This is a genomic window from Pseudomonas putida (genome assembly GCF_050989985.1).
GTDB lineage: Bacteria > Pseudomonadota > Gammaproteobacteria > Pseudomonadales > Pseudomonadaceae > Aquipseudomonas > Aquipseudomonas putida_AI.
Genome location: NZ_CP158815.1, coordinates 4,770,130 through 4,794,961, shown reverse-complemented (window position 1 = coordinate 4,794,961; position 24,832 = coordinate 4,770,130). Strand labels below are relative to the sequence as shown.

Below are 24,832 nucleotides of genomic sequence, written 5' to 3'. Positions count from 1 at the left end.
ATGTTTGCAGTGGATGATGCGCAGCCTGTTGCGGCTTCGGTGATAGAAGTTGGCGACGTAAACGAGCGCTTTGCAAAGTGGCGCGAGGGTAAGGCGGGGAAGGTGCTGGCCATCTCGGTGATCGGTGACAGCTACAGCGCCGGGCAGGATTTTTATCTGAACAAACTGGTGCAGCGCTTGGCCGGCGAAGCGGGTTTCGCCGGGCCGGGTTATGTCGGCTTCAACCATGGCGCGGCGCTCGGCGGCACACACTTCAAATACACCCGCAGCAGCGAAAAGTACTTCGGCGGTGATTGGCAGGTGTCCGGCCTCGGTCAGGCCAGCCCCGACAGTCGCACGGTGATGGGGCGGCCCGGCGCCTGGCTGGAGGTGGACGCCAGCCCGGGCAAGGCCATCGATACAACTATCACCGGGGCGAAACTGCTCTTTTTGGGTGACGGCTCCTCCAGTGAAGTGCGCTATCGCTGGTCGGCGTCTCAGCCATGGCAGCCGCTGAAGCTCACGGGGACTGGCGTTCAGGAAGTCCCGTTGACCGGCGTCTCCAACACGGCGGATTGGGCGTTCCGGCTGGAGGTGGTGACAGGTGCGCCAACGCTGTTCGGTTTGTGGATGAGCAATGGCCAGGGCGGGGTCCGGGTGTCCAAGCTCGCTGCCTCCGGTGCGGCGTCCGCTGACTTCTATCACCGCGATGGCCGGTGGCAGGCGCAGTGGAAAAGCGTGGTGTCGAAGATCCCCGCGGACATTTACCTGATCATGCTCGGTGGCAATGACCAGGGTTTTGGCGTGAAGCCCGATCAGTATCTGCAGAACATTCAGGGGCTGGTGCAGATGGTGCGCGACATTCAGCCAGCGGCGAGCATCAACCTGATCCTGCGCCAGGACACCACCCGTTCCAGTGCCTACCCGATGTCGGCCTACGCACAAGTCCTGCAGCCGTGGGCGCGTGCGGAGCATCTGGGTTATGCCAATCTGCAATGCGCGTTTGGTGTGGATTTCAAGCGCTACGCCGCTGGCGGACCCAGCCCCATGATCGGTCCCGACAACATCCACCCGATCCCGGAGACGGGTGGGCGGGTGATTGCCGATTATCTTTATCGGATGATTGTTGGCGGTTCGCCACAGGAAGGCTGCGGCCAGGCATTTTAAGTGGGTACACCGCGAAACTGTGGGAGCGGGCTTGCCCGCGAAGGCGTCGTGCCAGTCAACATCTATGTCGACTGACAGGCCGATTTCGCGGGCAAGCCCGCTCCCACAGGGTTTTGAGTCGTACACAAACCCTGTGATCGAGGTGTTTACAGGGCAGCCTTTTCGAAAGCGTCCAGCTGACTCAGCAACTCCGCCGTTTTCAGCGGCATCAGTTGCAAATCACAACGGGTTTCCACATTGATGATGATCGCCGGCTCGTTGCAGCACAGGCGGACGCGGAAGCGCCAGTCGCTGAAAATCACTTTCAGCCCGTCGCGGTCGTCGATCTCCAGGGCCTGCTCGCCATACAGCGTTTTCAGGTGAGCGAGCAGGGGATAAGGGTCGGCCATCGACCGACGAATGTCCCCGGATGAGGGGAATACGCCGATTCGTTCCACCAGCAAATGAGTGCCCAGCCAGGGTTCGTTGGCGCTGGGCAGCGTCTGGTGCCGTGACAACCAGCTCATCACCCCGAGGTTGCCCACCTCCAGTTCAATGTCTGCCGAGTGTTGTGCAATGTTCATAGTGGCCTGCCTGAATGGAAGAGTGGGCGTCGCTCTAGAGTGAAACGGGCCGGTCAACGGCCCTTGAGGTACAGGTTCTCGTAGCAGAAGTTGGTCGCTTCGAGGTAACCCTCAGCGCCACCGCAATCGAAGCGCAGGCCCTTGAATTTGTAGGCCAGCACGCAGCCGTTCTGCGCCTGTTTCATCAGGGCGTCGGTGATCTGGATTTCCCCGCCCTTGCCAGGCTGGGTATCGGTGATCAGATCGAAGATGTCCGGCGTCAGGATGTAGCGGCCGATGATCGCCAGGTTGGACGGGGCGTCCTGCGGGCTCGGTTTTTCCACCATGCTGTTGACCCGGTAGATGCCGTCGGAGATCTGCTCGCCGGCAATCACCCCGTACTTGTGGGTCTGGTCCCGTGGCACTTCCTGAATGGCCACGATCGAGCAGCGGAATTTCTTGTAGAGCTGGATCATTTGCGCGAGTACGCCGTCGCCTTCCAGGTTCAGGCACAGGTCGTCGGCCAGCACCACGGCGAAGGGTTCATCGCCGATCAGCGGGCGGCCGCTGAGGATCGCGTGGCCCAGGCCTTTCATTTCGATCTGACGGGTGTAGGAGAAGGTGCAGGTATCGATCAGCTCGCGGGTGCCGGCGAGGAATTTCTCTTTCTCGGTGCCGCGAATCTGATGTTCAAGCTCGTAGCTGATATCGAAATGGTCTTCCAGCGCGCGCTTGCCCCGCCCGGTGACGATTGCCATGTGCTCAAGGCCGGCGTCCCGCGCTTCTTCAACGGCGTATTCGATCAGCGGCTTGTTGACGATCGGCAGCATCTCCTTGGGCATGGCTTTGGTGGCCGGCAGGAAACGCGTGCCATAGCCGGCAGCGGGGAACAAACATTTACGAATCATAAAAATATCCCGGGTAGTCATGGCACACAGCCAAGTGTGCGCAATAACGAGTGATTGCAAGTTTCAATGATTATTGAAGGCTTACTTTAATACCCGAGGCGGCTAGTTGATGGCAAATGGCAATGCATGCGAAACAGGGCAATGTTATGAGATGTCGGTTTGAAAGTTATTAGTTATTTTTAGTCGGTATCTGTTGATAGTGGTGATTGCGTTCGAGTGCTAATAAGTAACCGGCAATACAGTTTGGACTGCAAAAATATTTATTGCCAGTCGTTGAACTAAATTTGTTTTCGGTTGTTGTCGCCCTTGTTTGTGAGGCTTGGTTCGCACATTCAATAAAGAGGGCTTGACACACTACTTGGCACTTTCCCCATTATGGACCGCGCTATGAAGATTCTGGTAACCGGTGGAACCGGCTATATCGGTTCGCATACCACACTTGCATTGCTTGAAGCAGGTTATGAAGTCGTTGTACTGGATAATCTTTGCAATAGCTCCGACGCCGCGCTGCATGCAGTGGAAGCCATTTGTGGCAAGAGTGCGCTGATGATTCACGGCGATGTTTGCGACAGGGCCTTGCTGGACCGGATTTTCCAGCAGCACGCCATCGATGCGGTCCTGCATTTTGCCGGGCTCAAGGCGGTCGGCGAGAGCGTGCGCAAGCCGCTGGAGTATTACGAAACCAACGTGGGGGGCAGCATTACGCTGTGCCAGGCGATGGCTGCCGCCGGTGTGTTCCGCCTGGTGTTCAGTTCATCGGCCACGGTGTACGGCGAACCTGAGCAGATGCCGATTCGCGAGGACTTTCCCACGGGCACCCCGACCAATCCCTACGGTCAATCCAAATTGATCGTGGAAAACGTGCTGCGTGACCTGTCCCAATCCGAACCACGCTGGAGCATTGCGCTGCTGCGTTATTTCAATCCGATCGGCGCCCACGACAGCGGCCAAATGGGTGAAGACCCCAATGGCATCCCCAATAACCTGGTGCCCTACATCAGTCAGGTCGCGGTCGGCAGCCTGCAGGAGTTGTCGATTTTCGGTGACGACTACCCCACGGTCGACGGCACCGGCGTGCGCGATTACATCCACGTGGTGGATCTGGCGGACGGGCACCTCAAGGCATTGCAATCCATTGTCGGGCGTACCGGCATTCATACCTGGAACCTGGGCACCGGCGATGGCTACAGCGTGATGCAGGTGCTGCGGGCCTTCGAGCAGGCGTGCGGGCGGCCGGTGCCTTATCGGGTCATGCCGCGGCGTTCGGGTGATATCGCCGAGAGCTGGGCCGACCCGTCCAAGGCGGCCCGGGAGCTGGGCTGGAAGGCGACGCGCAACCTGCAGGACATGGTGGCCGACACCTGGCGCTGGCAATCGAATCACCCCAGGGGTTACCTCGGTTGATGTCAATTTAATGACCGTTAACCGTCATTTTGATGAATGTTATTTCCGGTCAGGATGTTAGATATCGTCGGGAAAATAGACTGGAATTGCCACTTGCAAGTCCGTAGATATAAACCTCGCCGTTCGACATTTAGCTGTCAGGTAAAACTGTGAATGAACAACGGCCCTGTTCGCAATGTTTGCGACTTGATCTCTCACCTCCAACGGACTTCCGGTTTGTTGTCCGGTTGAATGTTGGAAAGGAGTTGATATGAAGAAAGTGATGGCAATTGCCCTGTTGACGATGTTGAGCAACTGGGCATCCGCAGTAGAAGCGCCGCTAACGGCAGCAACCAATGTATTGGGTAATGTGGCGGCTACTCAAGCCACTGCGGCCAGTACTGCAATGGTGGCAAGTGCGATAGCGGCGTCCAACAGTGGTGGCAGTGCCAACGGCGGTACAACCGGTACCACAGGTACTACGGGTACAACCGGCACCCACAACTAAGTGTAAAACCTGCACGTGTAGTACAAGGTCGCCCGATGCAAATCGGGTGACTTTGTTTTTAGAGTTACCCTTGAATAGCGTAGTGCCATTATGACTCGTAGTGTTTATCTTTTGACGTTGGCAAGTTTCGCTTTACAAGGTTGCATGTTTTCCCCCGGTCAGTACCTGAGCACCAGCGATATCACTCGCCAGGGCGCCAGCGAAAGCAGCCGGGTGGAGCTCATTCCGATCACCCCCAAGCTGATTTCGATGGATCGGGCCACGTTCAAGCCTGAGACGTTGCCGGCCGAGTTGCTGACGGCTCCGAGCGAGTACCGCATCGGTCGCAACGACGTGCTGTACATCACGGTGTGGGATCACCCCGAGCTGACGGCACCGTCGGGCGCGCAACAGCAGATCGATGCCAACGGCCGACTGGTGCGTTCCGATGGCACGCTCTTCTACCCGTACATCAAGGAAGTCCAGGCGGCGGGCCGGACGATCCAGCAACTGCGCGCGGACATCGAACAACGGCTGTCGGCCTTCATCGCCGAACCACAGGTGGATGTCGCCGTCTTGCGTTTCGCCAGTCAGAAAGTCGTGGTCTCGGGTGCGGTCGAGAAGGCCGGTCCCCAGGCGATTTCCACCAACCCGCTGAGCGTGGTTGAAGCCCTGGGTTCCGCCGGGGTCGACACCGCGAACGCTGATTTGTCGGGCTTGCTGCTGACGCGAAACGGGCGGGTGTACAAGCTCAATCTCGACGGGCTCAACCAGCCGGATTCCGAGTTGCAGAACGTCTACCTCAAAGGTGGCGATCAGCTGTACCTGCCGTACAACGACAACAAGCGTATCTACGTCATGGGCGAGGTCAACCAGCCGCGCGCGCTGAGCTTCAAGACCGCCACCATGAACCTGTCCGATGTCCTGGGTTCGGTGGGCGGGCTGAGCCAGACCACCTCCAACGGCAATGCCGTGTACGTCATCCGGGGCGTGGAAAACCTCGATGTGGAGCCGGCCAAGGTCTTTCAACTGGAGGCCGAATCGCCGACCGCCATGGCCCTGGCCACGCACTTTCAGGTTCGTCCCCAGGATGTTGTCTACGTCGGCCCTGCCAACGTGACGCGCTGGAATCGCTTCGTCAGCCAGTTGGTGCCATCGGCTTCCATCGTCGGCACCGGCGCTTCCGCTGCGAAGAACGCGAGCGAAGTCACCAGTAACAGCAAATAAGGCCGGGTCCGACAGTGAGAACGTTGAAAGTTGGCGTCTGCTTGATAGCGGCCGTGTCTTTGTGTGGCTGTAACCCGTTGATGGTCGCCTCGGTGAATAACCTGCAATCGGCGCTGGTGGGGCCGGGTGAAGTGGAGGTCACGGCGGCGCAGGTGGCGGACGTTCGCTATCCGCAACTCAAACTGACCACGCCGTCCGGCTCCGGGGTGCTGGCGCTGGTGCGTGAGCGTGGCGACCTGCAGTTCTGGGTCGCGTCCGGCAAACAGGTGTTGCTCCTGCGCGATGGTCTTGCGGTACGCAGCATCGGCCTGGGCCTGGGCGGCGACCTGGACGGCACGCGCCTGGCCACCGCTTCGCCCTTCAAGCAAGGCCTGCATCGATTGCCCGATGGCTACACCAGCCAGCGCTGGATCGATCTCTATCAAGGCCAGGAAGTCGGCGTGACCCTGAGCAGCCGCTTCTCCCGAAAATCCCTGGAAACCCTCGAAATTCTCAACAAGGAATACACCGTGCTACGTGTCGATGAGCAGATTGACGCCCCGGCCATCGGCCTGCGGGCGACCAATCGTTATTGGGTCGATCCCGTTGACGGTTTCATTGTGCAGAGCGAGCAACAACTGACCTCGCAACTGCGGGTCAAGATTGTGCAATTGACCCCTGAACGCAGGACCGCGCCTTGAAGCGGGTTCGGGTGTTATCGGCGTGCCTGCTATTGATCACCGGCCTGAGCCAGGCAGCGGTCACCGTTACCGGGGACGTGGCCAATCCGGGGCCGGTCGAGCTGCCACCGGGCGGTCGCCTGCTGGACGTGATCAGCGTGGCCATACCCAATGCCGAAAGTTACTGGCTGGCGGCGCAGTTGCAACGTCAGTCCCTGCTTGAAGAGCAGGAGCGACTCAAGGCTGGCGTATTGTTCGATCTGCAGGTGTTGCAGCGCCTGGCCTTGCTCTTCGACCGGCCGAGCCGGGCGGCGCTGGCGGTGCGGCTGGCCGAACAGGTCGGGCAGATGCCGGTCACCGGGCGTCAGATCGCGGTGCTGGACCCGATCGCGGTGGAGGTCGGCTTTGCCCGCAACATGCGCCTGGACGATGGCGATCGCCTCACTTACCCGATGCGCGTCAATGAAGTTGAAGTGCTCGGCGCGGTCGCCGAAACCTGCCGTTTGCCCTATGTGCCCATGCAGGACGCCAGTGACTACCTGCAAGACTGCGCGACGCTGGACGATGCCGACGCCGACTACCTGTGGCTGATCCAGCCCAATGGCGTGTCCCGGCGCGTGGGCATCGCCGCCTGGAATCGCGAGAGCGGGCAGATACCTGCCGCTGGCAGCAAGATCCTGGTGCCGGTCAAGACCGATGATCTTGATCCGCCTGTTCCTGAACTGAATCAGCAGTTGGCCGAATTCATTGCCACGCAGCTGGCTGAGGTGGTTCGTTGAATTTACGTTTTGCAGCGGTGTTGTTATTGCCCTGTGGCCTGGCCCATGCCGAACCACGTATTACCCAACATGACTTCGGTGGCGCCGGCCTGTTACAGACCCCGACGGCGCGAATGGCACCGGCCGGCGAATTGAGCCTGAACGCCAACCGGACCGACCCCTACAGCCGCTACAGCGTATCGCTGCAGCCATTCGAATGGCTGGAAGGCTCGTTTCGCTATACCGCCATTACCAACCGCCCGTATGGCCCCGAGTCGTTGAGCGGCAACCAGAGCTATAAGGACAAGGCGGTCGATATCAAGGCCCGGCTGTGGCAGGAAACTCATTGGGCGCCTGAAGTGGCGCTGGGCTTTCGAGACATCGGTGGTACGGGCCTGTTCTCCAGTGAGTTTCTGGTGGCCAACAAGCGCTATGAGAATCTCGATTTCAGCGCCGGCATTGCCTGGGGTTACCTGGGCAATCGCGGCGATTTCGAAAACCCGCTGGGCGAGCTCGACGATCGCTTCAAGACCCGGCCGGCCAGCGAAGGCACCGGTGACGTCAACGCCGGCTCGTATTTTCGTGGCAGTCCGTCGTTCTTTGGCGGTGTCAGCTACCAGACGCCCTGGGACCGGCTGAGCCTGAAACTCGAATACGAAGGCAACGATTACAAGCACGAGCCCAAGGACAACGAGATCAAGCAGGATTCGCCGATCAACCTCGGCGCGGTGTTCAAGCTGACCGACTCGGTCGACCTCAGCGCTGCGTGGGAACGTGGCAACACGGCGATGTTTGGCATCACCTTTCACACCAACTTCGTCAGTCGCAAGGCGCCGGTGAAGACCTACGATCCACCGGCCGAACCGCTGCCGGCCAAGGCGCCGTCGACACCGGCGGATCAGGTCGACTGGGCCGACGTGTCCCGGCGCTTGCAGCAAAATGCCGGCTACAGGGTCGAGCGCATCAGCCAGCGCGGTCCCGAGTTGATCGTGTATGGCGAGCAGTCGCGGTATTTCCATTCGGCCAAGGCCGTTGGCCGTGCGAGCCGGATCCTGGACAACAGCGTCAACGACGATATCGACTGGTTCACGGTGGTGAACAAGCGCTACGACCTGCCACTGGAAGAAACCAGCGTGCCCCGGCAGACCTTCCGCGAAGTGATCAACAACGAGGAACCGCTGCAATCGCTGCACCGCACCACCGAGATCAATGCCGCGATGCCGCACAACGAGAAGACCCTCTACACCCAGGCGCCACAGCCATTCGCTTATGGCGTCGGCTTGGGCTTCAAGCAGAACGTCGGTGGCCCGGATGGCTTGCTCTATCAATTCACCGCGGACGCGGATGCCGAGTACCGGTTCACGCCCAATACCTGGTGGAGCGGCTTGCTCAGTGCCAACCTGGCGAACAACTTCGACAAGTTCACCTATGACGCGCCCAGCAACTTGCCTCGTGTTCGCACCGACTTGCGCCAGTACCTGACGACCTCCGAAACCACCATGCCGCTGTTCCAGTTCACCCACGCCCAACAGTTGGACAAAGACCTGTACGGCATGGTCTACGGGGGGTATCTGGAGTCGATGTTCGCCGGCGTCGGGGGCGAGCTGTTGTTCCGCCCGACGGGCGCGCGCTGGTCGCTGGGGGCGGATCTGAACTACGTGCGCCAGCGCGATTTCGACCAGGGCTTTGGCCTGCGGGATTACTCGGTGTTGACCGGCCACATCACCGGCTACACGGACCTGCCGTACGATACGCTGGCAGCTATCAGTGTCGGGCGTTACCTGGCGGGCGACTGGGGCGGCACGCTGGACATCTCGCGGGAGTTTTCCAACGGCGTACGGTTCGGTGCCTGGGCGACGATCACCACGGTTGTCGGCGCTCAATACGGTGAAGGCAGTTTCGACAAGGGTATCTACCTCTCCATTCCGTTCGACGAAATGATGAGCATGTCGACCATGCGCCGCGCCAACCTGGTCTGGTCACCCCTGACCCGGGACGGCGGCGCACGGCTCAACCGCAGTTTCCAGCTGCACTCCATGACCGACAGCCGCGACGACGACATGTTCTACCGTAACTTCGAGAAGATTACCGAATAGTGGGTGACCTGTAGGAGCGAGCTTGCTTGCGATAGCCTGGGTTGACTGACAGGACGCTATCGCGAGCAAGCTCGCTCCCACAGGTTTTTGCATCGATCACAACATCCCTGAACAACACACAATCCCTGTAGGAGCGAGCTTGCTCGCGATGGCTTTGGTTGACTGACACGACGCCATCGCGAGCAAGCTCGCTCCTACAGTTTGATCTTCAGTGAGCACAAAGTCTGTGACCACCAAAGTCCCCTTGTAGGAGTGAGCCTGCTCGCGATGGCGTAGGTCCAGTCACCTCCAATTTCACCTGGTACCAATCCAGCCGCGGCCCCCAAATCCCGCCCACAAAAAAGGGGACTCGCGTCCCCTTGTTCTGGTGCCTCACTCAACCCTGAACCATCAATAAATATCTTTCGACAGCAAGGTAAACGGCGTCTTCACCAGGATCTTCAAGTCCAGCCACAACGACCAGTTGTTGATGTACTTGAGGTCAATCTCGACCCGTTTCTGCATCTTGTCCAAGGTATCGGTCTCACCACGGCAACCATTGATCTGCGCCAGGCCCGTAATACCCGGTTTGATTCGATGACGTGCCATGTAGGCAAGGATTTTCCCGGAGTAATAGTTGTTGTGCGCAACCGCGTGAGGCCTTGGACCCACCAGTGCCATATGCCCCTGCAGCACGTTGAACAACTGCGGCAGTTCGTCCAGCGAGGTGCGGCGGATGAAGCGGCCGACGGCGGTGATCCGCGAATCGTTACGGCTGGCCTGCTTGACCTCCTTGTCATCGTGAACCCGCATCGAGCGGAACTTCCACACCTGAATCACCTTGCCGTTCCAGCCATGGCGATCCTGCTTGAAGAACACCGGGCCCGGCGAGTTGAGTTTCACCGCCAGCGCGATGATCAGCAGCACAGGGCTCAGCAGAATGACAGCCAGCAGTGCCACGCTTTTTTCCATCAGGCTTTTGCTCAATGCCGCGGTCGGCCGGCTGGTCAGCGGGCTTTCGTTCAAGTAGATCGCGGGCAGGCCATCCACGACTTTTACCGAGTGATTGAGCAGTGTCAGGCTGTTCAGGTCCGGCACCCAGACCACGTCGACGTTGGCATCCAGCAGTTCGCCATACATGGCTTCGATCTTTGCCGCTTCCGACAGGGGCAGAGTGATGTACAAGCGGCGGATGTCGTGGGCCTTGATCAGTTCCAGCAACTCTTCCTGGGCGCCGACGATACGCGGTGCATCCGACTCCAGGGCGGGAAGGGCGCCATCGCTGACCAGGCCCACCAGCGGCAGGTTTTCCAGATGGCCGAGCTTTCGGGCCAGGCCCAGCGCCAACTCGCCGGTGCCGACGATCAGGGTCTTGTGCTCGCTTTTGCGCGACCGCTGGTAGTACTTCGAAAACGCGTGCAACGGCGCATAAAGGAATGCCTGCCCAAGGAACCCGTACACCGCCCAGCTCAGGATCACCTCCCGGGAAAACAGCGCATCGGCCTTGCAGATAAAGGCGACGCAGGCCAGACCCCCCATGGTCATCGACCAGCCCATGAACAGGCGGCCAAGGCCGGTCACGTAGTTATCCCTTTTGCGATACACACCGCTGAAGGTGTAGGCCGGGACCGAGGCCAATACCGCCAGAACTGCGCACATACGGTAATAAAACTCGACCGATCCGGTGTGCTGTTCGGCAAGTATGAATAACAACGAAACGACAAAGGCTTGCGCCAGCGCCCATTGGCCCCAAAAGGTAAGTCCCTTGAGGCCGGTATTTCGATTGATTCGTAAACTAAGATCCATGCGATATCCCCAAAAGACGTCCGTTCAGGTTCGACAGCCGAAACCGAGTTGTTTAAGCAGGCTTATTGTTGTTATTGAAACCAGTGTCCTGAGGCTAACAACGTCGATAGGCGAACTGTCGTCAGTCAATAGATTAAGTTATTGCCGGAAAGGGTGTCTGACGAGTTCTAACAAGAGGTGGGTGTTGCAACTTTAAAAGTTGGCGATGATCGATCGTTAGAAAAGGTCAATTACAGGAAGTGAAATATTCGGGAAATGTTGGGTATTGTAGGAGGAGGTGGAGGCAGGAGTTTGAATCAGGAGGGACAGCAAACAAAGTGCTCTTCTTGTTGTTTTAGTCGCACTATGGATGTTTGCAGGCTGTATGTGTGTCGCTGGCTCAGGCCGAAGGTGTTTCCGATACCACTTCCTGTATCAGGCAATAACCACGGTTCCTGACAGCACGAAACAGTCGTTCGCCGTTACTGGCACTTTTGAACTTGTCCTGAAGGCGACTCAGGCACATTTCCAGGCCGCGATACTGTTCCGGCTCTCTGCCAATGCTGAGAATCAGTTCGTCGCGACTGACGACCCGCTCTTCATGGTGCAGCATTTTCCTCACGAGCGCGGCTTCCAGCCCGGTGAGGCTGATCTCGATATTGTCCTTGATCAATACGTTTTGATCGTCATCGAGTTGCCAGACTTGGCTATCAATCGCGTCACTTTCGATCTTTCGCGGTTCCTGCGGCCTGGCTGGAAGGCTGGCGAACGGATTTGCCGATTGTGCGGCGTTCCATTCGGCTTCCAGCGTCGCCAGGATTTTCTGCGTGTCATGTTCGATAGTGTGCGGAATGTTTTTCCTGGTCACGCGAGGGTAGGTGAACTCCATCAGCACCGGAGCAGAAGATGGGGTGGCGTCTTCAATAAACATTTGCGCCTGGGATGTACTGAACGAATTGAAGCGCGAACTGGACAGGAGGCTTTCCAGTTCGCGTTGCGAAGTTGTGCTGTGGGTCACAACTACAAAATATTTCCTTGGGAGAGTCGTACTGGTTTCCATGTCTTTCTCCTGAAGTACACACCAAATTTGGCGAAAAGAGGATCGGCAGTGGGAGCAAAGAGCTCCCGCGGAGTTAATCGAAAAGGCAGGGTATTGGTCCCAAACTGGCTCGATAGGTTTCACTCGATCGGCTGGATAATAAACTTTTATTGTTATGCTTTAGTGTTAACACGGTCATGGAATTGGATAAACAACGGTAAAGCAGTGGGTGAAGCCTATATCTTCGTATAGTTGAAAAAGGGTCCTTGATCAGACCCTTTTTTCAGTTGACTCAGGCTGTCGAAATCAGCCCTCTCGTCAGGCGGTATCCATACCCGCGAATGCTCTGTATGGCGTTGGTGCCATACATTTCCTTGATTTTTCCGCGCAGACGGCTGATCGATTTTTCCAGCGCCCTGGGATCATAGAAATTCGTGTTGAGCCCCATGATACTGGCGATTTCGTCGTGGCTTAGAATGTGGTTACTGTTTTGCGCAAAGGCTTCGAGAATCTTCATTTCAGCAAAGGAAATGTCCAGTCTCTTGCTGGTATCCGACAGGCAAATACGAGTGGGGTCCAATACCAGGTTGATGTCTCTTTGCCACTCTTCACTGTTGAAAAAGTCCGCAAGCAACTCAAAGCTTTCATCGGAAAGAGTATTGAACTTGATACAAAAGTCGGCGCCGGCAAGATAGTACTTAATCTTGTTGAAAGCGCCTCGGCCAGTGATGACCGCGCAAATGATAGGGCCAAAGTTGTCGTCGCGCAGGCTTTCCAGCAGCGCGAGATTCTCTTCCATGGCCTGGGGGCTGTCGATGATGACGAAGATGGCGCGATACGAACCCAGGCGTTCATTCCTGTTATACGAATGAGTGTACGAATTTGCCTCAAGCGTAATATCTGCGCGTACGTGCCTTGCGACTAATGCACTAAAATGTTCAGACACGCCACGAGTACGACCCAGGGTGAGAATACCTGGTTCGCTATCTTTTCGGTGCTGAGTTCTAGTAGTCGCCAAGTTACCTGTAAGCATCATGCATTGACTCGAAAAGGTGCTGTCATCGGGATGTTAAAGCACCGGTTCTCATCTGTGACTGACAATTGGTAACATTCACGCGGAAATCAGACGTGGGTCCCGAGTTTTTTAACAATAACTAAGCTTTTCAAGGTTTTAGTTGATTTTCTCGGCTGACTGAACTAGTGAAATAGCCTCGTTAGATGGTGGCAATATGAGATTGTGCCACTATTTTGTAATTACCGAAAAGCGTTTTTTATGTCCTTTTGCCACTGTCTGACCCCTGATTTTCAGTTCAGGGCAAATGGCCTTTTCCCTCAATTTTCGAGTGATTGTGAATTCGATCACATTTGCTCTCCGGCGCAGCAGTTTCTACCCGTTAATTCCGGTTTTTTAAAACCCAATACCCGGACGATTATTAACAAGCCTTGAGCGGCTTATTTGATAAGGCCTATTCTGCGCTGCTGAAATCGGCCAGTAGATGCACGCGCCGGCTTCTTTCTTAGTTGCTCAACACCTGAATGCAATCAGCGGGTCGCCCGGTAAAAGTGGCCTGAGAGAGGATTAATGGATTTCTTGACCCTTATAAAGGTGTTGATATTAGGCGCCGTAGAAGGCCTGACAGAGTTTTTGCCCATCTCCAGTACGGGGCACCAGATTATCGTCGCGGACTTGCTGGAATTCGGCGGCGAACGCGCCATGGCGTTCAATATCATTATTCAGTTGGGCGCTATCCTTGCCGTGGTCTGGGAGTTCCGACGCAAGATATTCGATATCGTCAAAGGCTTGCCCAGCCAACGCAATGCACAACGCTTCACGCTGAACCTGCTGATCGGTTTTCTGCCGGCGGTGGTGCTGGGCGTTCTGTTCGCGGACAAAATTCACCAATACCTGTTCAACCCGATCACTGTGGCGGTCGCGCTGGTGGTGGGCGGCATTGTGATGCTGTGGGCGGAGCGGCGCGAGCACGTGGTGCATATCGACCATGTCGACGACATGCGTTGGTCCGACGCGCTGAAAGTGGGCTTCGCGCAATGCCTGGCGATGATCCCCGGCACTTCCCGCTCCGGGTCCACCATCATTGGTGGCTTGCTCTTCGGCCTGTCGCGCAAGGCGGCCACCGAGTACTCATTCTTCCTGGCGATGCCCACCATGGTCGGAGCGGCGGTGTACTCGGGCTACAAATATCGGGATCTGTTCCAGGCCGGCGACCTGGCGGTATTCGCCACGGGCTTCGTGACCGCATTCCTTTTCGCAATGATCGCCGTACGCGGCTTGCTCAAGTTCATTGCCAACCACAGCTACGCCGCGTTCGCCTGGTATCGCATCGCCTTCGGATTGCTGATCCTGGCAACCTGGATCTTCGGCTGGGTGAACTGGACAGCTGCTGCGGCTGCCTGACCTGCACGGCTCTACTGTAGGAGCGAGCTTGCTCGCGATGGAGAACAACGATAACGCGGGCTCCCTGAATGCCCGCGTTTTCACGAACAACGAGAATCAACGCCCTTCAAGCAACGCACCCGCCTGATCCAGCAACGCCAGCGGTTCCTTGGTCTTGTGGATATCCACCGACAACAACTGGCGAAACTTGCGCGCCCCCGGAAACCCGGTACCGAGCCCCAACACATGTCGCGTGATGTGGTGCATCGCACCGCCAGCATCGAGGTGTGCCGCTATATAAGGACGCAGCTGCGCCAGCGCCTCGGCGCGGCTGATCACCGGGGCCGTGCTGCCGAACAGTTGCTGATCCACTTGCGCCATCACATAAGGGTTGTGATACGCCTCGCGCCCCAGCATCACACCATCGAACGTCTGCAAATGCTCATGGCACGCCTCCAGCGTCTTGATCCCGCCGTTGAGTATGAACTCCAGATCGGGAAAATCCGCCTTCAACCGCGCCGCCACGTCATAACGCAGGGGCGGGATCTCGCGGTTCTCCTTCGGCGACAACCCCTCCAGAATCGCAATCCGCGCATGCACCGTAAAGCTCGTGCACCCGGCCTCACGCACCGTGCCGACGAAATCACACAACTGCTCGTAACTGTCGCGGCCGTTGATCCCGATGCGATGCTTCACCGTCACCGGAATCGACACCGCATCGCGCATCGCCTTCACACAATCGGCCACCAACTGCGGATGCCCCATCAACACCGCGCCAATCATATTGTTCTGCACCCGATCGCTCGGGCAGCCGACATTCAGATTCACCTCGTCGTAACCATGCTCCTGAGCCATGCGCGCACAAGCGGCCAGATCCAACGGAACACTGCCACCCAACTGCAACGCCAGCGGATGCTCAGCCTCGTCGTGACGCAGGAAACGGTCATGGTCGCCGTTCAGCAGGGCGCCGGTGGTGACCATTTCGGTGTAGAGCAGGGCGTTTTTCGACAGCAGGCGCAGGAAGTAGCGGCAGTGTCTATCCGTCCAATCCATCATCGGGGCAACGGAAAAGCGGCGAGAGAGTGGGGCGGGTGTGGCGATGGATGCGGACATTGGGGATCTGGAATCGGTGAGGCTGGGAGGTGGGGGAGTTTAACAGGAATGGGGGTGTGGGGCTTGGGGGCTTAGGGATGATGCTCAAGAGCAGTGCACGAGAGAAGGGGGCATGACTAAATCACTGCGAGAAAACTGACCTTTTCCGTTTTTTGTCTCATAAAAAAAGAGAGCCTTATTTCTATTAACTCTTAAGTTCTGTTATTTGTGACAGTAGGCCGATTTAAATAACGGTGACACGCTGAAGTCTACTTGGAGATTGGAGGTTATTTAAAATGAAAATGCAGGCCGAAGGGCAAGTTACATTGAGCTTGGAGCCAGGGGATTCAATTCAGCTCGAAGTAAAATCTGGTCAAATCTATGCTGGGAAGTTTGTTTCACATGGAGGTAATGGCACGCTTGTGGCTATTGACTCAGGTGCAGGATCAAATGAAGTGCGACTTTGTGACGTGGCGAATCTTTTCGTGAAAACCTCCAGTGAGAGCGGCATGCTCATGCCTACACCTAGGTTTTTCGTGAACGGATTGATATTGGCTGTAGCAGGCACTGTCAGCGGAGCGCTGCCCAATCCATCCGTGCGGCCCGTGGAGCCGGTCAAGCCGCCTTTCACTTTTGCAACTTTTGGAGTTAGCCCGTATTAGGTGCGAAAGTGATTGCAGCAACTCTAAAAAGTCGTTGGTAGCCTGAAAATAGATTGTAAGTTGGGACGCCAATTAGCCGCTCGCGAGCCAAGGTTAATGAGTGTTCCACTTTGCCCATATCGGCGTATTGAGTTGTTGAGGTATTGACGCTGGATCAAAAATGGGGCGTGCCAAATAGGCAAATTTGTTTTGGATATTCAGAATCCAATAATTGGGGCTTGGACTTATTGCTCTGTACTTGCGTCTGTTGTCGGACTCGACGTAAAGCGAGAAGGTTTCTCCTCCATGACTCGCCCTTGCATCGTCTCGAAATCCGCCGCGGCGAGAATGTAGGCGCGCAGTTTCGGATCGTCGATCTGCTGCTCGTCCAGCTCCGCAATCAGTATGGGCAGGTGTTTGGTCGGCCAGGCGGGATTGGTTACGCCAGCAATCTTGTGCAGATCGGGCTCAGGGTTCTGGAGCCACTCGAGATAGGCGGAGTAACGCTGGTTTCTCTGTTGCAGCTGTGCCGTACCTCCGGTCACCAAGCGCCCCGCACGAGCCAGGTCGTTTTGCGCAAGCGCCTGCGCGAATTGAGCTTCCTTGTCTTTGAAAAAGCGCACCAGGATCGCAGCGGCCACCGCCGGCTCCGCGGCCTTGTCGGGATCCGAAATCAGGTCAATTCCCAACGAAGCTCCGTAGCGTTGATACAACGCACGTCCCGTGATCAACAGATAGCCTCGCCCGTGAAACTTCGCCCCATCCCCTGGCTCAACGTTTCCGAGCGATGTCCTTCCCTCGTATCGTTCGAAGCCGGACGGCAAAGGCGTGCTCTCGATCAACGCTTTCTTAGTCTCCGCCGAGAACGGTACGCCGGAGTATTTATTGAGGACTTCCGTCGCCCAGTCGCGAAGCCCTGCTGCCTGCTTGCTGGGCTCCTCCCGCAAAATCTGAACAGCCAGCTCAACGAACTTGCCCTGGATTTCCCGCTCTTTGAGCGCCTTCGAGAAATCATTGCCCACCCAGGCGACGGCGACGGGAATGACGATTGCGGCAATGACCGAGGAGATTGTTCTTAGCTTTTCCCATGGGTCGGTTTTGTTCGCCACAGGAGCAGGCGGGCTAATTGGCGAAGCAGCGGGCGATTTGGGCTCGGGCATGTTGCCTCCGGCCAGGGCGGCGTCGGTGTCATTTCATGGTTGGACATGGTTGCCTGTTTATATAGCAGCTCCAAATGTGCGACTAGAAATCCTCAGAAACCTGTGTCCGAACGTAGAAAAAGTGGGGTGAACGAAAAAAGAGATAGGTCTAATCTCGATATGTGGTGCATTGAAAATTGGAAATATCATATTTTTCATTCAACCGACAGCGTCTTTCGTTCCTCTTGATGCCTTTAGCGCTGCTTGCTGCGCATTGACTGAAGCCTTCTCTGTCTGTGCTAACTCACTCCACTTGGTTGCGACTTTCTCCAGTTCCAAATAGATCGTGATGTCTTCTGCTTGCGAGCGCGCATACTCAATGTATTTTTCAAACGTTAAAAAGGTATCGACTATTTTTGCTCCATGTACATCATACGCGTATCTCTCGTTGACCGCGTTAGCACACACTGCGGCACAGAGTTGTTCGTGCTTGTTTAAGTACGTTTTCACCGCAACCCAATCGGTGATGTTTTTGTACAAGATACTGCAGGCATCTGACTTAAGCCGCCAATGGTCATCTTTCGGTAATGGTTCCAATATTTTCCATACACGCTCTTCAAGTTCAAATGATGGAAGATTGGATAAAAGCGCGTGCTGTGTTGTGGCTCTGTTCCATGCGTTTGTAATCCTGACTTGATACCAAACGAGAAGCAGGCCCACAACGCCTGCAATAGATGTTGCGGCCTGTACGATTGGCGCAACAATCGTAGCCCAGAACTGTGCGTCCATATATTCTCCTTTACGCTCGCTGATATATTGAGACCTTATATCACCGCAATGCCGGGAGTGAAGGTGGCGCAAACACCACCATTGCACATTACGCTGACTGATTAAGGTATGGTGTTTCCTCAATTTACCGTTGGTGAAGACTCTAATATAGCTTCAGTGTTTAAGCTTGCATGGGTTTGAGTATAATTATTTGACATAGTTGTAATGACGTTTTGTTATTGCGCGGGTCTGATGTTGTTAATATATCTAAACTCATCATGTAGTTTAGCAGTGCTCGAGTGTGAGTGCTTATATTTTGCGATAACGAGTCAGGTTGATCATTATATGGTTTGTTGTTCAAAAGGGTAGCGCGCCGACTAAAGCGACCGCTTTTGGTTTGTTCGTAAGTGGGTAGGTTTTTAATGGGGTGTTGCGATTTGCGCGTATAATTTACTGGTATGTTCAGTTTTGGAAAGTTTATGGCGCTACCTACATGGGCGTGTAGGGGGGAGTGGTTTTGTTTCTGAAAACTTAATAATGAATCTGTCTCTTTTCACTAAAGGTGGCCGTCTTAAATTTCTCTGTGAGGTCGAGAATCTTTTAAAGTAACTGTCGCGCTAATCAAAATAGAATGTGGCTGATACGGGCGATATTATAGCTGTCGAGGTTTTTGGGTGTGGTTGCTCGCGACTTTAGTATGTTCAACCCGCCGGGAGCGTCAGAATGGGCATACGTGGATTGAAGACAATCGTTGGCGTTCTTATGCAGTTGGGGTGAGCGGGAGTTCGTGAGTGCTGAGCAAATTGCTAGATGGTGCTTGAGGGAAATGGTTTGCTGGAGCGGAATGTTTAGGAATAAAGCAAATTTGCTCGTAGACGCGGTAGTGGCTATTAGATAGCATTTGCCAGCTGGATGCTCGAGTGAAAACGCAGGTAAGTTTTAGTGTTTGATTAAGTTGTTTGAGGTGAAATTTAAAAAATGGATATGAAGAAATTGGGTGCTGAGTATGCCCGGATACTCCGCAATGAAAAAATAAAAATAAAATGTCTCCGCACTTGGTTTTTTGTTGTGGAAAAGTTTTCGTGGGTACGTTTTGCTCCGGCGTTTCTTGCTGTAAGCGTTTTTTTGATTTTGTTTGTAGCATTTGTATTATGGTTGAAGGTTGCTGTAAATGTAGACTTCCCAATGCTTGGGTTCTCAAATCCAAAACATCTTGAGTATATGGGCCAAATAGGAGATTTTTTTGGCGGGGTACTAAATCCGTTACTTAGTTTTATGGCTCTAATTGCGGTTCTTTTTACCATAAAAATGCAAAGTCACGAATTGAAGGAGGCGAGAGAAGAAACCCGGATTGCGAATAGAATCCAAGATAAGCAAACAGCAGTATTTGAAAGGCAGAACTTTGAGTCTGTAATGTTTCGATTGCTGGATGTTCATAATAGATTGACAGATAGAGTTAGAGGGCCAGTTTCTGATGTAAAGGTCGACGGTTTTGAGGAGATAGTAGCCCGAATACTTAAACGATCCCACGCTAACTATAGAGCACAGGTCTCGGCTCTTGGGCTAAAGCCTGCCCGGCCAGCCCACTCTTATGAACTTCAGTTGAGGCTGCGAGAAGAGCAAACACGTCAAGGTTTAATGAGTTTGAAGCTTGCTATAAACGAGGTTATGAATGGCAGTAGCAAGATAGCAGTATCTCAGTACTATCGAAATATGTATCAGTTGCTTAAGTTGATAGATAATTTTAAGATTGAAATTTCTGATGATGGGGTTGAGCGAGGAAGGAAGTCAAAGCGGCTTCTAAGGTTGGAGTATTTTCAGCGTCGACAATATTGCAACATACTGCGCGCGCAGTTATCAGATGATGAGCTAAAATTGTTGTATTTTAATTGTCTTACTTCGTCTGGTTCTGATTTAAGGTATTATGTGCAGAAGTTTTCCTTGTTGAAGCATCTAGATCGAACTAATTTTATTAGCGGTGAATGGAATTGGGTTGGGGTCTACGGAGTGACTGCTTACGCAGATTACGAAAATATATCTGATGACGAAATTAGGGATTTTCAAAAGCTGAAGGGGGCCTCAGCATTTGGAAGTGTGTTTCCTCATTCGTAAATTTTCAGCTCAAGTCAAGGGTGTGCGAATCTGCTTGATTGATGCTCAATGCCTAGAGCAATTTTTTAGTGAGTATTAATCACAACTAAATTATTCAGTTATCCTGACGGCTCTTACTTTCGAGTGAACAAGTTTGTAGTGAGTTTTTTGTACTCATGGATATAGCTTATTGGTACTGTTGTTGATCAATTTTTATGTATGAAGCCAAGGGGCGTCCATGCAGGACGCCCTTTTTACATCACACCGTCTCAGCATCCATCCGCCGCGCAATCACATCCAACACATCACACCCATCACGCAGTGGCACACAACATAGCAACGCAAAGTCGCTGAGAATCACTGAGTCGGTGGTGATGTCTCCCCGCATGGCGAGGTTTTCGAGGATTTGCGTCACGGCCTGGATTCGGTAGATGGCGGTGCTGAGCAGGGAGTGCAGGGGTTGGTTGGTGTTGACGTATAGCGAGGGAAGGTCGTCGGCGTTGCTGGTTAAAGCCATGTATTCATTCATGAGTGATTACCGTTTGTAGGCCTAAGTCCTACCACTCAATCGTCGCCAAACAATAGGGTGGTAGCTGTACGCGGGTTGGCGAACCGGACAACGGTAGAACCGGCAGATCCGAAGATCTCCCACGCACAGCTACCAAAAAAGAGGTAGCCATGTGCGTTCAGTCACGCCCCGAAAATCTCGGAGGTTTCTGAGTCGTTGTTGTCGAGTCGCCAAACCCGATTGCGCTATTTGGGCGCGTCGGGACTATAGACCTCGTAACAAAAACGCAGCAATGGCGGAGTGTACGGACATTTCCCAAGGTAATGTAGGACGCTGCTCTATTTGATTAACTGTCCCTTCTTCAACAAAAGCTGAACCAACGCTGTCACCCCACCAGATTTCATAATCCCCACCAGTCCCCCGACCTAGGATGAACACACAAGCCCAACCACCACGCCTCGCACCACAGGAACTCCAAAAATGACCTCAACCCTCCTCAAGATCGCCCTGATCAGTGGTGCTGTCCTACTGAGCGCCTGCTCCGGTGCAGGCACCCATCACGATTATTCCTACGACAACGTGCAACCCAGCGGATTCGGCCCGGGCCCCACCAACAGCAACCCCAACAAAATGAACTTCCACGGCAGTGCGCTCGGCAGCAGTTACGGCGAGTACGGTTCGGGTCTGTTGCATGATGATTGATCGATGACGCAAACGGTGGAGTGATGTCCACCGTTTGCGTTTAAGTAGAGGTATTACTTGGGCACCGCAATCCACTGGCCCAGGATTTTCTGGTAGCCGCCCGTGACCTTGGCCAAATGCAGCCACTGGTCCACATACAACTTCCAGGTCATGTCATCCCGCGGCAGCAGGTACGCCTTCTCGCCGTACTGCATGTATTGCGTCGGGTTCACCGCGCACAGTCCCGGTTTGAGCTTCTGCTGGTACAGCGCTTCCGAAGCGTCGGTGATCATCACGTCCGCCTTCTTTTCCAGCAGTTGCTCGAAGATGGTCACGTTGTCGTGCAGTTGCAGTTGCGCCTTTGGCAGGAAGGCGTGGACGAAGGCTTCGTTGGTGCCGCCGGCGGGTTCGACCAGGCGTACGCCGGGTTGGTTGATCTGGTCGATGGTCTGGTATTTGGCCTGGTCTTCGCAGCGCACCAGCGGGATTTTGCCGTCGACGTCGAGGGTGGTGCTGAAGAAGGCTTTTTTCTGCCGTTCCAGGGTGACCGAGATGCCGCCCATGGCGATGTCGCATTTGCCGGCGAGCATGTCGGGCATCAGGGTTTTCCAGGTGGTGGGCACCCATTGGACCTTGGCGCCGAGGCTGTCGGCCAGTGAGCGGGCCATGGCGATGTCGATGCCGGAGTACTCGCCGTCCTCGGCCTTGAAGGTGTAGGGCTTGTAGTCGCCGGTGGTGCAGACGCGCAGCTGGCCTTGTTGGATGACGCTGTCCAGGTGGGTCGCGCCGTCCTGTGCCTGAGCGCCCATTGAGAGGGCGAGCAGGCCACCGAGCATCAGGGTGCTTTTGATCTTGTCCATTGTTATCGGGCTTTTGTGATCTGTGGTTTGGACCGGGGAGTGTAGTGAAACAACTTCCCGATCGTCATCACGCAAGCCGCATTGACAAGGCTTTACTGGCGCTTCGTGGTCTTCTCCGACGACGCCACGGTGCCGCTCCCACAGTTAATGTAGGAAGAAGACTTCAACCAGCGCTGGTCCGGGTAGTAGGAAAACAGCAACTGCCCATCTTTCATCGAGTCGATCAGCTTGTGCGCAATGGCCGGGCGGACTGCCGGGCAGCCGAGGCTCCTGCCGATGCGGCCGTTGGCGCGAGCCAGGACCGGGCTGACGTATGGCGCGCCGTGGATGACGATTGCCCGGTCGAAGGCGTTATCGTTGAAGCCCGGTTCCAGGCCTTCCATGCGCAGGGAATAGCCGTTCTGGCCGCGGTAGCTTTCCTGGGTGCGGAACAGGCCGAGGCTGGTGGCGAAGCTTTCGTTCTGGTTGGAGAACTGGGTGGCCATGTTTTCGCCGCTGTTGCGGCCATGGGCGACGAGTTCGTGGAACAGCAACTTGCGTTTTTTCAGATCGAACACCCACAAACGCTGTTCGGTCGAGGGCAGGGAGTAATCGATCACTGCTAATCTTTGCGGCGCAACCGCGCCCTGGGCACGGGTGCATTGTGTTGCGCGGACGGCCAGGGCGATGACCTTGGCATTGGCGTTAGGGGCGGCTTTGGCCAGCGCGATTTCAAGCGATTCGGCGTAGGCTGTGGTTATGAAGGCCGACGTCAACAGCAGCGCTGTGAGTTGCAAGCCAAAGCGATGTAGCGCCATATGTAAATCTCATCAGGAATATGTCGAGTCTAGCAGCGGTTTCCACGCTAGCTTTTTGATTTGTGGGAGATTAGGGATTATCCATGGTGCAATTAACAAGGTTATTCGTCATAAGCCGCGGTTTGTTTATGGTCTTTCTGATCAGCGGCACTGCACTTGGCGAAACGTCGCCGATCGTGCCGCTATCTCCGAAAACGAGCGAATTGTCCGCAGCGCCCGATGATGTGGTCGGCCAGGGCATTCAGGCGATGCTCGAACCCCTGCAATCGGCGTTTCCACCCCTGATCACCTCGCGCAAGCATCAACGTGCGGACATCAACCGCGTCGTTCTCGACTTTTACGCTCATCGTAATTTTCGCCCCGCCTGGACCGATGGGCGTGATGTCACTCAGTTGCTCAAGGGTTTGAACGGCACTGCGGCCGACGGCTTGAACCCTGCCGATTATCGCGGCGCCGAATTGGCCGAGGCGCAAGTGCTGCTGCAGGCCAGTGCGCCTACCCCGGCGCAATCGGCAGCGTTCGATATCGCCCTGACCCGCACCTACATCACCGCCTTGCTGCAATTGCGGCGCGGCAAGGTTGATCCATCCCGGCTGGATTTTCACTGGAACTTCGATCCGGTCGGGGTCGATCCCCGGGAGGATGTGAACAGCTTCTTTGCCGCCCTCGATCAACACGAGGTGGCCAGCGCGTTTGCTCAGGCGCCGCCGCAGGAGGCGGTGTATGGCAGCATGCGTGAGGCCCTGGCACGGTTGCGTCAGGTTCGCGATGCCGGTGGTTGGCCGAAGGTCGCCGAAGGGCAGTCGCTCAAGCCGGGCATGGAAGGGCCGGCGGTTGCGCAGTTGCGCGCGCGCCTGGTGGCCGGTGGTTATTTGGAGCCGCACGCGAGCAAGCGCAGCAGTTACGACGACAAAGTCATCGCGGCGGTGAAGAAATATCAGGCCGAGCAGTACCTGGGCGCCGATGGCGTGGCCGGGGCGGCGACTCTGGCGATGCTGAATGTGCCTGTGGAGGCACGGATCGATCAGGTCCGGGTCAACCTGGAGCGCGCCCGGTGGTTGCTGTACAAGCTGCGTGGCACCTTTGTCGTGGTCGATATCGCCGGTTACAAGGTGGTCTTGTACCGTGACGGCCAGCCGGTCTGGCGTTCCCGGGTGCAGGTGGGCAAGCCGATCCGCAGCACGCCGGTGTTTCAGTCCGAAATCACCTACATCACCTTCAACCCCACCTGGACCGTGCCGCCGACGATCCTGACCAAGGACATGCTGCCCAAGATTCAACAGAACCCCGATTACCTGGCGGCCAATCGGATCCGGGTGCTGGATCGGGCGGGCAATGTGCTCGATCCGTCCACCGTCGACTGGTACAACGCCCGTGGCCTGACCTTGCGCCAGGATGCCGGCCCGGAAAACTCGCTGGGGCGGGTGGTGATTCGGTTTCCCAACGACTACGCGATTTATCTGCACGACACGCCGCATCGCGAGCTGTTCGCCAAGTCCATTCGCACCACCAGCTCCGGCTGTATCCGGGTAGAAAACCCGCTGCAACTGGTCGAATTGCTGTTCAACGACCCGGTGCGCTGGAACAGCGAGGGCATTCAGAAACAACTGGCCAATGGCCGAACCGAAAACATCAAGCTCCCGGTCAGGGTGCCCGTGCTGTTGGCCTATTGGACAGTGGATATGGGGAGCGAGGGGCGGGTGGCGTTTAAACCGGATGTTTATGGTTACGACACGCCGGTGTTGCAGCAGTTGAACATGCCGTCGAAATTGCCCGCCCTGGCGTTGCCGGGGGGCGAAACAGCCATGGTGGTCACCGGGCAACGTCAGCAGTAGCCGGCAGGAGGCGTGT

The 24,832-nt window shown here is 55.7% G+C and carries 23 protein-coding genes; 12 read left to right on the top strand and 11 right to left on the bottom strand.

Annotated features, from left to right (window positions below):
• Nucleotides 1-1,146: an SGNH/GDSL hydrolase family protein gene (locus ABTV29_RS22000; protein ID WP_433766766.1), complete on the top strand. Its 1,146-nt coding sequence runs from the start codon at nt 1-3 to the stop codon at nt 1,144-1,146.
• A 146-nt stretch (nt 1,147-1,292) separates the two neighbouring features.
• Here ABTV29_RS22000 and ABTV29_RS21995 read toward each other — a convergent pair whose 3' ends face one another.
• Together ABTV29_RS21995 and galU are read right to left on the bottom strand one after the other, a co-directional pair.
• Nucleotides 1,293-1,709 carry a mannose-1-phosphate guanylyltransferase gene (locus ABTV29_RS21995; protein WP_433766765.1) on the bottom strand — a complete coding sequence of 139 codons (417 nt, stop codon included), beginning with the start codon at nt 1,707-1,709 and terminating at the stop codon, nt 1,293-1,295.
• Nucleotides 1,710-1,762: 53 nt separating this feature from the next.
• Entirely contained in the window at nt 1,763-2,596 is an 834-nt protein-coding gene (galU, locus tag ABTV29_RS21990; RefSeq protein ID WP_433766764.1) for a UTP--glucose-1-phosphate uridylyltransferase GalU, read from the bottom strand.
• A gap of 387 nt (nt 2,597-2,983) precedes the next feature.
• Between galU and galE the strand changes: the two genes are divergently transcribed.
• From galE to ABTV29_RS21960, 6 genes are all read left to right on the top strand, one after another.
• Nucleotides 2,984-4,000, top strand: coding sequence for a UDP-glucose 4-epimerase GalE (gene galE / locus ABTV29_RS21985; RefSeq protein WP_433766763.1), 1,017 nt, complete (start codon nt 2,984-2,986; stop codon nt 3,998-4,000).
• A gap of 250 nt (nt 4,001-4,250) precedes the next feature.
• On the top strand, nt 4,251-4,487 hold the full coding sequence (locus tag ABTV29_RS21980; RefSeq protein ID WP_433766762.1) for a hypothetical protein: 237 nt from the start codon (nt 4,251-4,253) through the stop codon (nt 4,485-4,487).
• 144 nt (nt 4,488-4,631) lie between these two features.
• Complete coding sequence (locus ABTV29_RS21975; RefSeq protein ID WP_433766761.1) at nt 4,632-5,693, top strand: polysaccharide biosynthesis/export family protein; 1,062 nt, start codon at nt 4,632-4,634, stop codon at nt 5,691-5,693.
• A gap of 14 nt (nt 5,694-5,707) precedes the next feature.
• Nucleotides 5,708-6,373 (top strand): YjbF family lipoprotein, encoded by a 666-nt coding sequence (locus ABTV29_RS21970; RefSeq protein WP_433766760.1) that lies wholly within the window; start codon nt 5,708-5,710, stop codon nt 6,371-6,373.
• Nucleotides 6,370-7,131: a capsule biosynthesis GfcC family protein gene (locus tag ABTV29_RS21965; protein WP_433766759.1), complete on the top strand. Its 762-nt coding sequence runs from the start codon at nt 6,370-6,372 to the stop codon at nt 7,129-7,131. Before ABTV29_RS21970 ends, ABTV29_RS21965 begins: the two co-directional genes overlap by 4 nt.
• The gene (locus ABTV29_RS21960; RefSeq protein WP_433766758.1) at nt 7,128-9,206 is read left to right on the top strand and encodes a YjbH domain-containing protein; all 2,079 of its coding nucleotides are present in this window, start codon (nt 7,128-7,130) and stop codon (nt 9,204-9,206) included. The genes ABTV29_RS21965 and ABTV29_RS21960 overlap by 4 nt, the downstream gene beginning before the upstream one ends.
• A gap of 390 nt (nt 9,207-9,596) precedes the next feature.
• Here ABTV29_RS21960 and ABTV29_RS21955 read toward each other — a convergent pair whose 3' ends face one another.
• From ABTV29_RS21955 to ABTV29_RS21945, 3 genes are all read right to left on the bottom strand, one after another.
• Nucleotides 9,597-10,991, bottom strand: coding sequence for an undecaprenyl-phosphate glucose phosphotransferase (locus ABTV29_RS21955; RefSeq protein ID WP_433766757.1), 1,395 nt, complete (start codon nt 10,989-10,991; stop codon nt 9,597-9,599).
• A gap of 379 nt (nt 10,992-11,370) precedes the next feature.
• Nucleotides 11,371-12,030 (bottom strand): winged helix-turn-helix domain-containing protein, encoded by a 660-nt coding sequence (locus ABTV29_RS21950; RefSeq protein ID WP_433766756.1) that lies wholly within the window; start codon nt 12,028-12,030, stop codon nt 11,371-11,373.
• Between the two features lie 271 nt (nt 12,031-12,301).
• The gene (locus tag ABTV29_RS21945; protein ID WP_433766755.1) at nt 12,302-13,045 is read right to left on the bottom strand and encodes a winged helix-turn-helix domain-containing protein; all 744 of its coding nucleotides are present in this window, start codon (nt 13,043-13,045) and stop codon (nt 12,302-12,304) included.
• Between the two features lie 546 nt (nt 13,046-13,591).
• Between ABTV29_RS21945 and ABTV29_RS21940 the strand changes: the two genes are divergently transcribed.
• Entirely contained in the window at nt 13,592-14,425 is an 834-nt protein-coding gene (locus tag ABTV29_RS21940) for an undecaprenyl-diphosphate phosphatase (protein WP_433766754.1), read from the top strand.
• Between the two features lie 96 nt (nt 14,426-14,521).
• Here ABTV29_RS21940 and dusA read toward each other — a convergent pair whose 3' ends face one another.
• Nucleotides 14,522-15,517, bottom strand: a complete 996-nt coding sequence (dusA, locus tag ABTV29_RS21935) for a tRNA dihydrouridine(20/20a) synthase DusA (protein ID WP_433766753.1) — start codon at nt 15,515-15,517, stop codon at nt 14,522-14,524.
• Nucleotides 15,518-15,792: 275 nt separating this feature from the next.
• Here dusA and ABTV29_RS21930 point away from each other — a divergent pair, with 275 nt between their 5' ends.
• Nucleotides 15,793-16,158 carry a hypothetical protein gene (locus ABTV29_RS21930; protein ID WP_433766752.1) on the top strand — a complete coding sequence of 122 codons (366 nt, stop codon included), beginning with the start codon at nt 15,793-15,795 and terminating at the stop codon, nt 16,156-16,158.
• 224 nt (nt 16,159-16,382) lie between these two features.
• Here the strand turns inward: ABTV29_RS21930 and ABTV29_RS21925 are convergent, their stop codons facing one another.
• Together ABTV29_RS21925 and ABTV29_RS21920 are read right to left on the bottom strand one after the other, a co-directional pair.
• Complete coding sequence (locus ABTV29_RS21925; RefSeq protein WP_433766751.1) at nt 16,383-17,297, bottom strand: hypothetical protein; 915 nt, start codon at nt 17,295-17,297, stop codon at nt 16,383-16,385.
• A 198-nt stretch (nt 17,298-17,495) separates the two neighbouring features.
• The gene (locus tag ABTV29_RS21920) at nt 17,496-18,065 is read right to left on the bottom strand and encodes a DUF4760 domain-containing protein (RefSeq protein ID WP_433766750.1); all 570 of its coding nucleotides are present in this window, start codon (nt 18,063-18,065) and stop codon (nt 17,496-17,498) included.
• A 957-nt stretch (nt 18,066-19,022) separates the two neighbouring features.
• Here ABTV29_RS21920 and ABTV29_RS21915 point away from each other — a divergent pair.
• Complete coding sequence (locus ABTV29_RS21915; protein WP_433766749.1) at nt 19,023-20,156, top strand: putative phage abortive infection protein; 1,134 nt, start codon at nt 19,023-19,025, stop codon at nt 20,154-20,156.
• 238 nt (nt 20,157-20,394) lie between these two features.
• Here ABTV29_RS21915 and ABTV29_RS21910 read toward each other — a convergent pair whose 3' ends face one another.
• Nucleotides 20,395-20,664, bottom strand: coding sequence for a short-chain dehydrogenase (locus ABTV29_RS21910; RefSeq protein ID WP_433766748.1), 270 nt, complete (start codon nt 20,662-20,664; stop codon nt 20,395-20,397).
• Nucleotides 20,665-21,123: 459 nt separating this feature from the next.
• Between ABTV29_RS21910 and ABTV29_RS21905 the strand changes: the two genes are divergently transcribed.
• Nucleotides 21,124-21,345, top strand: coding sequence for a hypothetical protein (locus ABTV29_RS21905; RefSeq protein ID WP_433766747.1), 222 nt, complete (start codon nt 21,124-21,126; stop codon nt 21,343-21,345).
• A 53-nt stretch (nt 21,346-21,398) separates the two neighbouring features.
• Here ABTV29_RS21905 and ABTV29_RS21900 read toward each other — a convergent pair whose 3' ends face one another.
• The gene (locus ABTV29_RS21900) at nt 21,399-22,184 is read right to left on the bottom strand and encodes a transporter substrate-binding domain-containing protein (RefSeq protein WP_433766746.1); all 786 of its coding nucleotides are present in this window, start codon (nt 22,182-22,184) and stop codon (nt 21,399-21,401) included.
• Nucleotides 22,185-22,276: 92 nt separating this feature from the next.
• A complete protein-coding gene (locus ABTV29_RS21895; RefSeq protein WP_433766745.1) occupies nt 22,277-22,981 on the bottom strand; it encodes a murein L,D-transpeptidase catalytic domain family protein in 705 nt (234 codons plus the stop codon).
• Between the two features lie 83 nt (nt 22,982-23,064).
• Between ABTV29_RS21895 and ABTV29_RS21890 the strand changes: the two genes are divergently transcribed.
• Complete coding sequence (locus tag ABTV29_RS21890) at nt 23,065-24,816, top strand: L,D-transpeptidase family protein (protein WP_433766744.1); 1,752 nt, start codon at nt 23,065-23,067, stop codon at nt 24,814-24,816.
• The last annotated feature ends 16 nt before the right edge of the window (nt 24,817-24,832 follow it).